Here is a 14,715-nt window from a genome sequence, read left to right as displayed (position 1 = left end):
GAAAGCATTTTTTTTAGCATTTTAAATAAATCTAACACAAAATATTTCATGTCTGAGATTGAAGGCTTATCCTGTGTAGAAGTAAATAGACCGATCTCAGGATCGTTGTGTTTTAAAGAATTACTCCCTGCGATAACAAGTGTAGATGTACCTGTTGTCTGCTAAGATAGACAGTCTTTTTAATCGCTGTGCAACAATTTTTTTATTTAAAATGAATTTAATGTAGGGGTAATGTGCATATGATACTTTTACAGCATGAGAAGAAAACCAATTACTATTCTAAGTTTATTACTGTCAGTAGGTGGTGCAGTTAGCTGTAACGATAATGACAAGATCGGTGACAATGCGGAAAAACCTCCTGTAGCCCATGTGGATAATTATTCAAAAGAACCCGTTTTTGTGTATGGGATGGCTGGCTTTGAAAATCTGAATATCACTTCGCTTATTTCCAGTTCGGATAAACTTGCCGGTTCTCCGGAATTTGTATTTGCAGGACAACCAGATGGTGCCGGATTTATGAAAGATCCGAATTCAAATGGTTTTTTGATGATCACTAATCATGAGATTACGCAATCTGTATCACGGGTGTTTTTAGATAATAATTTTAAACCGGTTAAAGGTGAGTATATTATGGATGGTACTGGTGGCACGACAAGACTTTGTTCTGCCACGCTGGCTACTCCCGAAGAGCATGGTTTTTCTGCTTTCTTAACTGCAGGTGAATCGGGTGAAGAAAGTATGGTCCACGAACTGAGTCCTGTGGCTTCGACAGCACAACGCTCTGATAAAAATCGGGTTAAACCTGCTCTAGGTAAAGCTTCTATGGAAAATGCAGTACCGCTTCCCAAAGATATATCTAATGGTAAAACGTACATTCTGATCGGTGAAGATCAGTCGTACAGCTCTAGCCATCAGTCTGCAGGACAGTTGATCATGTATGTATCCGATAAACAGGGTGATCTGGATAATGGAAAACTATACGCTTTAAAGAGAACCAACAACGATTTTACGGAAACGAATATCAAAAAAGGTAGCTCGTATGAGGTTGAGTTTGTCGAGATTCCCAATGCTAAGAATCTAATGGGTAAAGAGATAAACAAAAAGAACATGGACAACAATGCCATTCGCTTTTCTCGTGTAGAAGATGTTGATTACAGAAAAGGGGCCAACAATGGAAGAGAGATTTACTTTACTGCAACGGGACAGTCTGCCAACGGTAGTACTCCGACGGAAGGACTGACAATGTGGGGGCGTGTCTATAAGCTGAATCTGGATGCGAAAGATATGCTGAAAGGTAAGCTGGAAGTAATCGCTGAGGGTGACTCTGATCCAGGTAACAACCTGATTAATCCCGATAACCTGTGTGTAACGGAGAACTACGTGTATATTCAGGAAGACGGCGATTCTTATTATACGGATGCTAAGCATGATTCTTATATCTGGCAATATAGTATGGCGACTAAAACTTATAAACCTTGGTTGAATATGAAGCACAACCGTAACGATGCTGACTGGCAAAAAAACTATAACCAGAGTGGCAATCTGAATAAGTTTGGTTCTTGGGAATTTGGTGCTATGGTTGATGTATCGCATCTGGTAGGGATACCGAATACCTTTGCGGTCAATATTCACTCACACACTTGGCAGAGCGATAAATTTGCAAATGCAGATGGATCGGGTGCTGTTATTAGCAAAGAAGGTGGGCAGGTTGTGCTTATCCGTAATGTACAAAAATAGCATTCTACATCTCGTCAAATCTTTATAAATAGGTATCCTGCTCTTGTTGTAGGATACCTGTATTTTTTAACGTCATAAATGGTGATGTAGATTGATATTACGATTGATTGAAGCCATTTTAATAGTGTACTAAAGAAAAAATAGAATGAAAAATTGGATCGTATATGGTCTGTTTGCTATTGCCTTGTTAGCTGTTATGTGCAAAGGAAATACTCAGGGTAACGATAAGGATCTCGAATTTCTGAGAACTTCTGTTTTGCAACAGAATGTGCATTTTGAAAAGCAGATTGATCAGCTTATAGCTTCTGTGGAGCGGAAAGATCCGTCGAGAAATTTACAGTCTCAATTTGATAGCATACGGTCGAATTATAAATCGATGGAATGGGCAGTTGCATATTTTATGCCCGAGACTGCACGTTTTTTGAATGGGCCCAATCTGGATGAAATTGAGATTGAAGAAAATGCGGTTATTGAAGCTGAAGGTTTACAGACTTTAGAGGAGTATTTTTACCCGGCATATGATGGTTCGCAGCAACAGGAAACCTTACGGTTTTTAAAAAAATTAAAGAACAAATCTTTAGCGATTGACACTTATTTTGAAGTAAATACGCTATCCCTTCCTCAGGTTATGGAAGCGCTTCGTAATCAAATTTTCAGGGTCACGACGTTGGGAATTACAGGTTTTGATACTCCAGTATCGGGTCACGGACTGAAAGAATCAATAGCTGCGCTTAACGGTGTCGGAGATGCTCTCTTAATGATCAAGCCAATCGTAAAAAATGGGGATAAAATTGATTATATCCTGAACCTCATCAAAGCCGCCAATAAAGAATTGGACAAGGTAAAGGATAAAGACAGTTTTGACTATCTGGTTTTTATCGATTTGCACCTTAATCGACTGTCTGATGCTTTATTTGATTTTCGTACTACAGAAGGTATTGTTCCTCTAGATGTAAACCACCCGATAAATCCCGAAGCCTCAAACCTATTTAGTGAGAAAGCATTCAATCCTGATTTTTTCGCGCCGTCGGAAAAACACAAAATGAGCGGAGTAAAGGTTGCTCTAGGTGCTAAACTGTTTCGTGAAAATATGCTCTCTGGTGATCAGAGTCGCTCCTGTATTTCTTGCCATCATCCTGAAAAAGCATTTTCTGATGGACTGAAAGTTCCGATGGCACTGTCAGGAATACCTATGGATCGTAATACTCCGTCTATTTCCTATAGCAATTATCAGCATGGTCAATTCTGGGATATGCGTAGGGAAGACCTAGAAGGACAGAGTGTAGATGTGATTACAAATAAAGATGAGATGCATGGTGACATGACGAAAATAGCGGCTCATCTCAATAAGGAGCATAGCTATAGCAGTGACTTCAAAAAAATCTATCAGACCGATACAATCGAGGGCTGGCAACTGCAAAATGTACTAGCAAGTTATGTCCGCTCTTTGTCTGTATTCAGTTCGCCATTTGACCAGTACATGAAAGGGGATAAGCAGGCGATGACGCAGGAACAGCGGGATGGTTTTAACCTGTTTATTGGAAAGGGAAAGTGTGCGACCTGTCATTTTATACCTTTGTTCAACGGTACCGTTCCTCCTGAATATAGCAAGACCGAGTCTGAGGTACTAGGTGTGGCGACAGATTATACGAATAAAATATTGGATCCTGATAGGGGGAGAGGTCGTTATCATAGTACGGTAGATCAATTGCAGTATGCTTTTAAAACGCCTACTGTGCGCAACAGTAGTAAAACGGCTCCGTATATGCATAATGGTGGTTACACGACCTTAGAGCAGGTGATGGATTTTTACAATAAAGGTGGTGGAAAGCAATTTGGATTTGCACTGGAAAACCAGACTTTACCGACAGATTCTTTGGAATTGACGGATCAGGAAACGGCTAAAATCATTGCTTTTATCAAGGCGCTGGATGATTAATGATCGTGATACGGCTTTTACCTGAACTGTCACCATATAACTACCGTAATTTGTCAAAAATACGCCAAGCTACATCGAAGCCAGAGTTGAAGGTTCGGGAGTAAAACATACCGTGATAATTGCTGGAGACAAATAGCAATGTACCTGCGACTGGTTTACCAATCATCAAGGAAAACGCGGACTGTGTAAATATATCTTGGCGGTAAAAATGCTAAATGGTTAGTCTTGTATTCAGAAGGATAAAGCTTTGGTGAAAACAAACATCAAAGCTTTGCAGTTATTATAAAGAAAAGATGCTTCCTTAATCGGAAAGCATCTTTTCACGTTTATTACAGCTCTATTTGGTTAATTTTTACTCTTCTGTATCTTCATTCTTCCCCACAACTATTTCTTATTTTAACGTGTAAACGGCAAGGAAATATTTGCTGTTATGTTATTTATTTGAGAGAAATCTGATGTCATTTATGTCGTTAAGCATCTCGGAAAAGATGAAATGATTTAAATTATAGCTTAAACCTATCCCTGTAATTTATTGCTGTCTTTCAATGCAGATGCAAAGGGAATGCATTCACCATACGCCCTAGTTTTTATTGAAAAATTAGTTGTTATCCTAAAATTTATTGTATCTTAGAAATATTATGTAGTACATAAATATAACCAATAACCTTGTAACTAACGTGGGTAAGATTAGATAAGACCGTAAAGAATGTGATCAAAGTGGATTTTCTAGTTACAATTTATAGTGAGCACTTTTTAAATTTTTAAATAATCATTATGAACAGAAAAACCCTAAATTTTATGGCAGCTGGTTCTTTGCTAGCTGTTTGCAGTATTCATGTATCCTGCAGCAAAGAACATGTGAACCAATCAACTGATCAATTGTTAAATGTGTCAAAAACAAAAGCGGTTGCGATTACCGCTTCCGTACAAAGTTTATCCGATTATGAATTAATTTGGTCGGATGAATTCAATACGGTAGGGGGCTTTGACAACAGTAAATGGAGCTATGCCGAACGCGGTACTGTAGCCTGGAACAAGTATATGACGCATACATCTGATTATGTTTCGCAAGATGGTAATAATCTCGTGCTGCGCATGGACAATGCTGTGATTCCAACAGATCCGGTTCCGTATCATAGTGGCGGTGTTAAATCACAGAGTAAATTCAGTATGACCTTTGGTAAAGTAGAGGTCAGGGCAAAATTTACCCAAGGAAGGGGTTCGTGGCCAGCGATATGGATGATGCCAGAACCTGCAACGGCTTATGCCGGATGGCCGGGATGTGGTGAAATCGATATTATGGAGCATGTCAATAATGAGATGGTCGTGCATCAATCGGTGCATAATGCGACCGTAACAGGTTCTGGGGGAGGTACCAGTGCGACACATTCTACAAACTATAATGCAGCAGACTATAATATTTATGGTCTCGAGTGGAGCCCGAATGCGCTCAAATTTTTTGTTAATAATACCCTTCAGTATACGTATACGAAGGCCACTGGAGCGACCTGGCAACAATGGCCATTTGATGTTCCTTTTTATTTAATTTTAAATCAAGCTGGTGGAGCGGGTTGGCCTGGTGCTATTACGAACGCGGATTTGCCGTTTAATATGCAAGTGGATTATGTACGTGTTTATAATCTGCCTATCTTTTACAATGGTGGGTTTGAAACAGGTACACTTTCGCCTTGGACTTCTTGGGGTGGCAATGCGGCGATTGTTAATTCCAATATGCGTACAGGTTTAAAATGTATTCAATTGACGGGGGGAGCAAATGCTGTTGAACAGTATTTAACGGGACTGCAACCTAATACGACCTATCGGTTTTCTGGATATGGTAAAGTTGCCGCTGCTGGACAACAGGTGTTACTTGGGGTTAAAGGTTATGGCGGCGCTGCTGTCGATGCGGCCTTTAATACAACTGCATACAGCAATAATTCCGTTACTTTTACAACGGGAGCGACACAAACAACGGCAACTTTATACTTTTATAAGGCTGGTACCGGAACTGTTTACGGAGATGATTTTACTTTAGAAAAATTATAACAAAGAGTCGATGTGAACTAAATGGAGCCTTGTTTGTATCTTTTGTATACATAACGTTCATGATATGCTTAAAGTTATTCAAAATCTGCCTGAACATGTGTTTGGCGTTCGTGCAAGTGGAGAGGTCACCAAAGATGATTTAAAAGATGTTTTATTGCCGGGCCTGGAATCCTTAGCCAATCAATATAAAGAGATCTACTATCTTTTGGTATTGGATACCGATGTGCAGAACTTTACTGCAGGTGCCTGGGTGCAGGATCTGGTAGCAGGAGTGAAGCACTTTACAGATTGGAAGAAGATGGCTATCGTAACCGATCAAAAAGCGGTAGAAAAATTTACGGATGCCTTTAGTTACATCAGTCCGGGCGAAGCTAAGGGCTATGAACTCCGTGAGCTACAAGATGCGATCGATTGGTTGAGTATTAAAAAATAAGTGCATGTGCTGAAGGCATTACCTGCGGGGTTAGCTCTTGAAATCACAATTTTTCCAATCTTATTTATTACACTCAAAATTGGAAAAGGAACAATTGAGGTTCTGCAAAATTCCATTCAAAGCAATTTAAGGCACTCAAGTGTTGCGCGAAAAGCTGTACAGGTAAAAAGAAATATACTAAAAAGCGTAATAGCAACTTTGTTGCTATTACGCTTTTTAGTATATTTGCCTTGTGCTGATACATAAACAAATCCAATCTAGAAGTTTAAAAGCGAATCTTATCGTTTTTTTGTATCTCTATTGGATTGTCTGTAGTATATTTTTTCTACATATCCATGTTCTAAAATCGGGTGAAGTTATACAGCATAAGCATCCTTATCCGATTACAAAGAAGGGGAATGATCACCATAGTGAGAATGAAATTCGGACCTTTAGTTCTGATTATCTTTTTGAGTTTTCCGAAGGGCCTGTTTATCATAACCTAAATCCATTTTTTACACTGTGGGGTGTTTTATGGAAATTTCCAATCGATCTTTATGAAATTTCGCAGTCTTTAGTTCCGACCTTCCCGCGAGGTCCCCCAATCTTCATCAATTATATTACTATAGTGCTGTAGCACCATTTCATTTTCTGGTTTTTTACGATTTTAAAATGCTTTGTCATTGCTAATAATGATGAAGTAATGAATATATATGATGAAGAAATTTTTATTTTTTGCTTTGTCGGTTATTGCTACGTTTAATAGTTACGGGCAGACGGACAGCAAGCATACCGGGCGCATTTTGGATGACAAAAAGGGGGCGCCGATAGCAGGGATTACTATTAAAGTACCGGACCTTAAGCTGGAGCTCGTTTCGGATCAGAACGGTGGGTTTATCATCCCCCCGAAATATAAGGGGCAACATTTGGTGGAATTTAGCGGTGTCGGTTACCAGACGCGAAGTTTGAAAATTGATTTGGGTAGTCATGATGTACTTTCAATTCCATTAAGTCCAAGCAATTTAACGCTAGATGAGGTCATTGTAACGAGTGCGGCGATCAGCTCAAGCAGTAAAAAAAATAGCACTTCAATCGCTGTTGTGGGCAAACAGCAATTATTGGAGCCAGCGACGAATGCAATAGAAGGTTTGGCGAGGCTAGTGCCGGGGGTAGCGGCGATTACGACTGGGTCATCTATCGCGAAGCCTGTAATACGGGGGCTATCATCCAACCGGGTTGTGACGATCAGCAACGGGGTCAAGCAGCAGGGAAATCAGTGGGGCGATGAGCACGGGATCGAGATCGATCAATATGGTGCAGATCGTGTCGAAGTATTGCGGGGTGCGGCATCTTTGATGTATGGATCCGATGCACTAGGAGGGGTGATCAATTTTTTGGAGCCCCTTGTTCCGCAAAGTGGGGAAGTTAAAGGCGAGGTATTATCCAATTATTCGACCAACGGCGGATTAAGTGCCAGTTCTGCTATGTTGACAGGTAATCAAAATGGATTTGTCTGGAGAGGAAGAGGAACTTATAAAAATGCTTATTCATTCAAGACCCCTACAGGTTATTTTCCAAACTCAGGTTTTAATGAAACGAATTTCAGCGCCATGTTTGGGCTTAATAAATCTTGGGGTTATTCCCATGTAAACGCATCTTTTTTTCGCAATAATATTGGATTTTATGAACCTGCTTTTGATAGCCAGGGTAATTATATCGATGCGGCAGGGAATCGTTTTACGGATCGAGATTTTAAAAATAGAAGCCTGGAGTTTCCGAAACAGGATATCCGACATACAAAGCTTTCCTGGAATAATCAGCTTATTTTAGATCAGGGATCATTAAAATTTGATCTTGGTTATCAGAACAACCAGCGTCGAGAACATGATAATCCTGTTCCCAATCTCTTTTTGGATCTGCATACATTAACCCTTGATGCGAAGTATACTGTCAATGAATTTCAGGGATGGCAGCCAGCTTTTGGGATCAGTGCCGAACATGCTAAAAATTCCAATAAAGGGGCTGAGTTTTTGCTTCCCGATTACCAGAGTTTTGGTGCGGGGGCTTTTGGGTATCTTAAAAAGACCTGGGATAACACAACAGTTAATGCTGGTGTGCGCTATGATTATCGTGTCAATGATGGTGATGGATATGTCAAAGATGGCGAAACATTTGAAAAGTATAAAAATCATTTTTCGAACGTTAGTTTTGCTACGGGTCTAACGCATCAAGTGAGTCCGTATATTAATTTAAAAGCCAATTTAGGGAATGCTTTTCGATCTCCCAATCCGGCAGAACTTAGTTCAAATGGTGTCCATGAGGGAACGTTCCGGTATGAAATCGGTAATACGGCTCTGAAGCCCGAAAAAAGTTATCAGGCGAATATCAGTATATACTACGATCGGGGTATATTTAATGGAAGTATCAGTCTTTATTCTAACCTGATCAAAGATTATATCTACATCTCATCACGGCCTGGTGATGAAACAGCCGATGGGATGGCAATTTACCGGTACGGTCAGGTTGATGCACAGCTGAATGGATTTGAAGGAGATTTTAATATAACCTTATTCCGCTATCTTACTTTTAACAATATATTCTCATACACGTATGCTAAAAATAAGACCCTGGATAGACCTTTACCTTTTATTCCAGCAGGACAGTTCAAAAATAGCCTGAAATATAGCCCGGAAATAAAAGGACTGTCGGCAAGCTATTTGAAAGTCGGTATTGATAACTTTTTTGCGCAACGACGCGTAGACCGTGAATTTGAAACCAGTGTGTCAGGATATACTTTGTTAAATGCTTCTTTAGGAACGACATTTAAGATCAGGGGATTAAATATACAAACGTATGTTGCTGGAAATAATTTGCTTGATAAAAAATATTACGATGCATTGAGCCGTCTGAGACCCGGCAGATTAGATCATCACGACCTCTCATTGGGTGTCTATAATCCGGGGCGAAATGTTACTTTTGGCCTGATTACATCTTTCTAAAACCACAAAAGTGGAAGTAGGGATGCTTCCACTTTTGTAATCACAATAATCTTTTTTCTCCTTCGATCCAGCTCGTATGAATCAGTTCATAAAAGTATAATCTGTGTATCCTCGGGCATCGCCTCCTCCAAATAAAGTATGATTGTCTGATATGTCATTTAAGGGAGCTTCCAATTTAACACGTTGCGGATAATCCGGATTTGTTAAAAATTTCCTTCCAAAACCTATTAAGTCAACCAAATTGTCTGCTAATAGTTTTTCTCCTTCTTCAGGAGTTTTATTTCCTGTTACGATGATGGTATTTGTGAATTTTTTTCTCAATTCTAATCTGAATATTTCTGGAATTAAGGGTGCATCTGCCCAATCTGCTTCACAGAGATGGATGTAGGCAATATCTAATTTATTTAATTCCGCCGCGGCTAACATAATTGTATCAAGTATTTCGGCATCGTCCATATCCTTAAAAGTAATGAACGGAGAAAGACGTACGCCTGTTCTTTCTTTACCTACAGCCATAATTACAGCTTTGGTAATCTGAATTAATAATCGAATCCTGTTTTCTTGAGTACCTCCATACGCATCGATTCTTTGATTGGAGTTGCTCCGTAAAAACTGATCAATCAAATAACCATTAGCTCCGTGAATTTCTACTCCGTCGAAACCAGCTTCTATTGCATTTTTTGCTCCTTGTGCAAATTCTTGAATGACCACCTCAATATCTTCTTGCGTCATTTCTCTTGGTTCTTCGACAGGTACAAAAGTAGCATCTCCATTGGGTGCACCATCAAATATATAAACATTCGTATCTTTTGCTATTAATGCCGATGGTGCAATAGGTTGTAATCCGTTAACTTTGGAAGATGAAACTCTTCCAACATGCCACAGTTGTAAAAAGATCTTGCTACCGGCATGATGTACGGCTTTTGTTGTTAATTTCCAACCTTCAATTTGTTCTTGGGTATAAATTCCAGGTGTTTTTGCATAGCCCTTTCCTTGTAAAGAAACTTGGGTAGCTTCTGTGATGATAAGTCCTGCAGATGCTCTTTGGGCATAGTATGTTGCCATTAAAGCATTCGGAATATCGCCGGGTTGTGATGCCCTTGAGCGTGTCATCGGAGCCATCAGGAAACGGTTTTTTAATGCTATCCCTTTCAGGATATAGGATTCGAAAAGTTTTGTAAACATTTTATTTCGTTTTGTAAATATTTTATTGATGCTATTGTGATAAAGCTGGGGTAATCTGTATTTCGGGTTAAAATTTTAGTACTACTTTACCGATTGTTTTCCCACTTTCCAATAGACGGTGCGCCTCTTTTAGGTTATCTGCCGTAAATCCTTCTATGGTCTTATTAAGGGTTGACTGTAAAGTCCGTGCATCTAAGAGTTGGGCAATTTTGTTTAGGATATGATGCTGTTCTATCAGGTCTTCTGTTTGAAACATGGAACGTGTAAACATGAGCTCCCAATGAAAGCTGACACTTTTGCCTTTTAGCTGGCGGAGGTTTACCGGTTCTGTCGGATCGCTGATTGAACCTATTTTTCCCTGTGGTTTGATGAGTGCCACCATCGCATCCCAATATTGATTTACATCTACAAAATCTACAATAATATCTACCGAATCAAAACCGGTATTTCTTACTTCGTTCACTAAATCTTTGTGGTTCACAACATAGTCTGCTCCAAGTTTTTTGCACCATTCAATTGTGTCTGGTCTCGATGCTGTTGCAATAACTTGTAATCCTAAAATGTTTTTAGCCAATTGTATGGCCACGGAACCCACGCCACCTGCACCGCCGATAATCAATATGGACTTACCTTTGTCTTTGTCAGGATCCAGTCGTAAACGGTCAAACAAAATTTCGTAGGCCGTAAGCGCCGTTAAAGGCATTGCAGCAGCTTCTGCAACGCTTATCTTTTGTGGAGCAAAGCCAACAATGCGCTCGTCCACCAATTGATACTCCTGATTGGAACCGTCTTTTGTAATGTCTCCTGCGTAGAAAACATGATCTCCTTTTTTGAAAAGCGTCGCTTTATCTCCAATTTCTTCCACAGTACCTACAGCATCCCAACCAATGATTTTTGGTTCATTCAAGACGTTGTCTTTTGCGGCGCCCTGTCTAATTTTATAATCGACCGGGTTGATGGAGATGGCCTCGATTTTTACTAAAATATCATGTCCTGTTGGTAGAACTATTTCTTTTTCAAATTCAATGAAGCTTTCTACTTCGTTGATAGGTAATGATTTTTTAAATCCTATTGCTTTCATTTTGTCTAATTTTGTTTTTAAATAAGTGGTCTGCGGCATAACTGTTATTATTTATTTGGGTAATCAATTGGTAAAAAAACAAGGCATAAATCATTTGTATACCCATTGCTTCCCAATTTTCAATGGTGCTGCTTCCAAATAGTAATAAAATAATAAGGATAGCACCAGCAACACTTGTGCGATATGTAAATAAGCCAATGATGAGCAGTAATCCAATGAGGAATTCTGCGAAAGGCAAAGCCAGTCCGAATATTTTGATCGAAAAGGAAGGAAGCCAGCTTTTTTGAAAATTGGTCACCATGTTATCACTAAAAGCATCAAGTTTTGGAATACGCGCTAAGCCGTGTCCCAGCATATTGACACCCATTGCTACTCGCAGTAAAGCATAGGCGACCAAAGAATTATTTGTCTTCATATCTGTTTTGATTTATATCGATTTAATTTTTCAATAGTTTTAAATTACAGTACAAAATTAGAGTCGCAAGGCTAGGGGTTTTAGTAAATTTAAATGTTTTTTTTGTATAAATTCATTGTTATGAACTGAATAGATCTGGATACGGAGGTGATGCAATCTATTGCAGGTGCCAGATCTGATCGCTGGGGTGAAATATTTGGGACGAAGTTATCGGAATGCAGAAAATGATGCTGTAATAAGTATAAACTATTAGGATAGGTGGTTTATGCCTGTTGGCTTCACACAAATACTTGATTTTACCGTTAGCAGAACTTTGCTAGCGATACGTTGTTATCATTGCGAATATGTGATGCGGTGTTTATAAGAATTGAGGTATTTCCCGGAAAGAACCTATTTTTAAAATTTTAGCGAAACAATAGTCGAGCTGAAATTTGGACCATATGATCTTTTATTCAACATGAATGAGGAGGAGAGCGAGACTACCTTTTTTTAAGGTTTCCTCATGGAAAAATTGTTGGAGAGCATAATACTTGGATCATCAAGATCGATCACTCGGAGAATATTATTAAAGCTCATGGGAAACTGAAAATAACCTGTAGGACACAATGTAAAAATCGACCTTCCACAGTATGCCGATAGCATATTTGATGGAAAGTAAAATCAGTAGAAAGTTGACGTATAAAATTAATCAATAGCCTTAAATTGTATGGACAATCAAAAATTAAGTTCCATTGCGCTGATTGGTGGGGGGCCAGCCGCTTTATTTATGTTAAAGGAGATTGTCAACCAAAATCTTGCGGTTGAACATATCTCCATTTTCGAAAAAAATGAACGTTTGGGAGTTGGAATGCCTTATGGTAAATATGGGGCCCGTAAGGAACACTTGGCCAATGTTTCGGCCAACGAAATTCCAGCATTAATTGACGACGTCCCAACTTATCTGTCACGTTATGCTGGAACTGATTTTCCGGATTACTATGCGCATGGTAAATCCAATCCCTATCAGGTTTTACCAAGACTTCTTTTAGGGGATTATCTTGAAAATCAATTTCACCAATACATAGCCTTAGCCATCAAGCGTAAAATAAAGGTGGACGTTTTTACCGAGACCGAAGTGATTGATCTGGTATATGACAGGGCAAATGAATTTTACTCCGTATTTACGGCCACTGATGATGAATATGAAGCTGAAATAGTTGTTATCTGTACCGGGCATTATTGGCCCGAAACTTTTGAAGGAAAGATAAAAGGCTGGTACGATTCGCCCTATCCACCTACTAAATTTGATCAAATGACTAATTTTCCGGTCGCTATTAAGGGTGCTTCTCTAACTGCTGTCGATGCCGTAAAGACATTATCTCGTCTGAACGGCCGTTATATCGTTGAGAATGATCAGGTGAGTTATGTGCTGCATGAAGAATCGCCCAATTTTTCGATCCATTTATTTTCCACAGGAGGTTATCTACCTGCACTGCGTTTTCATTCGGAAGAGGAACCTTATGCGGTATCCTGGTCCATGACACTGGATGAGATTTATGAATACAAAGAGAAAAATGACGGTTTTGTAGATCTTAACTACGTTTTTGAGCGAAATTTCAAATGTCCGTTGCAGAAAAGTGATCCTGCTTTTTATGAAAAGATAAAAGAAATGACGATTGAGGAGTTTGTGGAAGAAATGCTGCGCATCCGAAATGAACTTGACAGTTTTACGCTTTTTAGAGCGGAATATCTCGAAGCAAAAAAATCCATTGACAGAAGGCAGTCGATATCCTGGAAGGAAAAACTGGCTGCTTTTAGCTATGCCATGAACTATCCTGCTAAACACTTCTCTGCAGAAGATATGCTTCGGTTGCGGAGGGTTTTATTGCCGCTCATCAGTGTGATTATTGCTTCTTTGCCTCAGGAATCCTACAGAGAAATTATTGCTTTGTATGAAGCTGGTGTCATTGACCATATTCAAGTCGATAAAGCAAGTCAGGTAGACCCTCATCATGATTTCGGTGCCATTTATAGCTACATGGACACTGAGGGTAAACAAAAGAAAACGCATTATAAATTATATGTTGACGGTACAGGACAACAACCATTGGAATTTAATGACATGCCGTTTGAAGGGATCAAAAACGAAGGTCTGATCAGTACAGGATACCTGAATTTTAAGAATAAGGCTGAAGGGGAGAAGTATTTTAACGAAAAGGGTTATCATGTGAAAAGCAGTACTAACAATTTTTATATGCAGGTAAAGGGACTGAGTATTAATGACCATTTTCAGGCACTTGATGCTTTTGGAAGTGCTACTAAAAATCTATTTATTATGGCTGTACCATTTATTGGCGGGCTGAATCCGGATTATTCAGGTCTTGACTTCTGTGACACTGCAAGTGAGCGTATAGTGAAGTTCATAAAGAATAAGGGGTGAGATTTTTGTTTTAAGATTATTTGGCCTTTATCCATTCCATTCGGCAGTCTGTTGCGCCTGTATTTTCGTCCAACATTTCTTCGATAATCCGAAAACCGTGTTTCTGATAAAAATGGATTGCTTGTTCATTCAAGGCGTACACATTTAACGAAAGCTGATCACATTTTGTCTTTATGAACTGCAGAAGTGCAGAACCGTATCCTTCTCCTTGATGAGCAGGACTTATAAATAAGGCTGCAATATGATCGTCTACGACTGATAGAAAACCTTTAATACTATTCGATTCATCTTCCAAAATCCATGTTTTACTGGATGGTAAATAAATATCTTTCATCTTTTGAGCGCTATTGATCCAGAAGGATGAATCTATAAAATGATGTGCTTTTATTGAAGCTTCCAGCCAGATATCAATTAAATGACTGTAGTCATCTTGTACAGCAATTCTTATCATATTAAATTCTTAAGGGTTTTAAGTCGTTCCA

11 protein-coding genes are annotated in these 14,715 nt (G+C 39.2%); 7 read left to right on the top strand and 4 right to left on the bottom strand.

Annotation, left to right across the window (positions count from 1 at the left end; genetic code table 11):
• Positions 1-255 precede the first annotated feature (255 nt).
• The 6 genes from M2265_RS06890 to M2265_RS06865 all read left to right on the top strand — a co-directional run bounded on the left by M2265_RS06890 (position 256) and on the right by M2265_RS06865 (position 9,133).
• Positions 256-1,737: a hypothetical protein gene (locus M2265_RS06890; RefSeq protein ID WP_132771311.1), complete on the top strand. Its 1,482-nt coding sequence runs from the start codon at positions 256-258 to the stop codon at positions 1,735-1,737.
• A gap of 145 nt (positions 1,738-1,882) precedes the next feature.
• Positions 1,883-3,676, top strand: coding sequence for a cytochrome-c peroxidase (locus M2265_RS06885; protein ID WP_132771312.1), 1,794 nt, complete (start codon positions 1,883-1,885; stop codon positions 3,674-3,676).
• A 774-nt stretch (positions 3,677-4,450) separates the two neighbouring features.
• On the top strand, positions 4,451-5,722 hold the full coding sequence (locus tag M2265_RS06880; RefSeq protein ID WP_132771313.1) for a family 16 glycosylhydrolase: 1,272 nt from the start codon (positions 4,451-4,453) through the stop codon (positions 5,720-5,722).
• Positions 5,723-5,786: 64 nt separating this feature from the next.
• The gene (locus tag M2265_RS06875) at positions 5,787-6,155 is read left to right on the top strand and encodes an STAS/SEC14 domain-containing protein (RefSeq protein ID WP_132771314.1); all 369 of its coding nucleotides are present in this window, start codon (positions 5,787-5,789) and stop codon (positions 6,153-6,155) included.
• 6 nt (positions 6,156-6,161) lie between these two features.
• Entirely contained in the window at positions 6,162-6,401 is a 240-nt protein-coding gene (locus M2265_RS06870; protein ID WP_207902466.1) for a hypothetical protein, read from the top strand.
• Positions 6,402-6,847: 446 nt separating this feature from the next.
• The gene (locus M2265_RS06865; protein ID WP_243655445.1) at positions 6,848-9,133 is read left to right on the top strand and encodes a TonB-dependent receptor; all 2,286 of its coding nucleotides are present in this window, start codon (positions 6,848-6,850) and stop codon (positions 9,131-9,133) included.
• A gap of 81 nt (positions 9,134-9,214) precedes the next feature.
• Here the strand turns inward: M2265_RS06865 and M2265_RS06860 are convergent, their stop codons facing one another.
• From M2265_RS06860 to M2265_RS06850, 3 genes are all read right to left on the bottom strand, one after another.
• Entirely contained in the window at positions 9,215-10,318 is a 1,104-nt protein-coding gene (locus tag M2265_RS06860) for an alkene reductase (RefSeq protein WP_132771315.1), read from the bottom strand.
• Between the two features lie 67 nt (positions 10,319-10,385).
• On the bottom strand, positions 10,386-11,399 hold the full coding sequence (locus M2265_RS06855; RefSeq protein ID WP_132771316.1) for a zinc-binding alcohol dehydrogenase family protein: 1,014 nt from the start codon (positions 11,397-11,399) through the stop codon (positions 10,386-10,388).
• Positions 11,380-11,814: a DoxX family membrane protein gene (locus M2265_RS06850; protein WP_132771317.1), complete on the bottom strand. Its 435-nt coding sequence runs from the start codon at positions 11,812-11,814 to the stop codon at positions 11,380-11,382. Before M2265_RS06850 ends, M2265_RS06855 begins: the two co-directional genes overlap by 20 nt.
• A gap of 706 nt (positions 11,815-12,520) precedes the next feature.
• Here M2265_RS06850 and M2265_RS06845 point away from each other — a divergent pair.
• The gene (locus tag M2265_RS06845; RefSeq protein ID WP_132771318.1) at positions 12,521-14,233 is read left to right on the top strand and encodes an FAD/NAD(P)-binding protein; all 1,713 of its coding nucleotides are present in this window, start codon (positions 12,521-12,523) and stop codon (positions 14,231-14,233) included.
• Between the two features lie 16 nt (positions 14,234-14,249).
• Here the strand turns inward: M2265_RS06845 and M2265_RS06840 are convergent, their stop codons facing one another.
• On the bottom strand, positions 14,250-14,684 hold the full coding sequence (locus M2265_RS06840) for an N-acetyltransferase (protein WP_132771319.1): 435 nt from the start codon (positions 14,682-14,684) through the stop codon (positions 14,250-14,252).
• Positions 14,685-14,715 lie beyond the last annotated feature (31 nt).

Source organism: Sphingobacterium kitahiroshimense (assembly GCF_025961315.1).
Lineage (GTDB): Bacteria > Bacteroidota > Bacteroidia > Sphingobacteriales > Sphingobacteriaceae > Sphingobacterium > Sphingobacterium anhuiense.
This window is presented reverse-complemented; position numbering and strand designations above follow the sequence as displayed.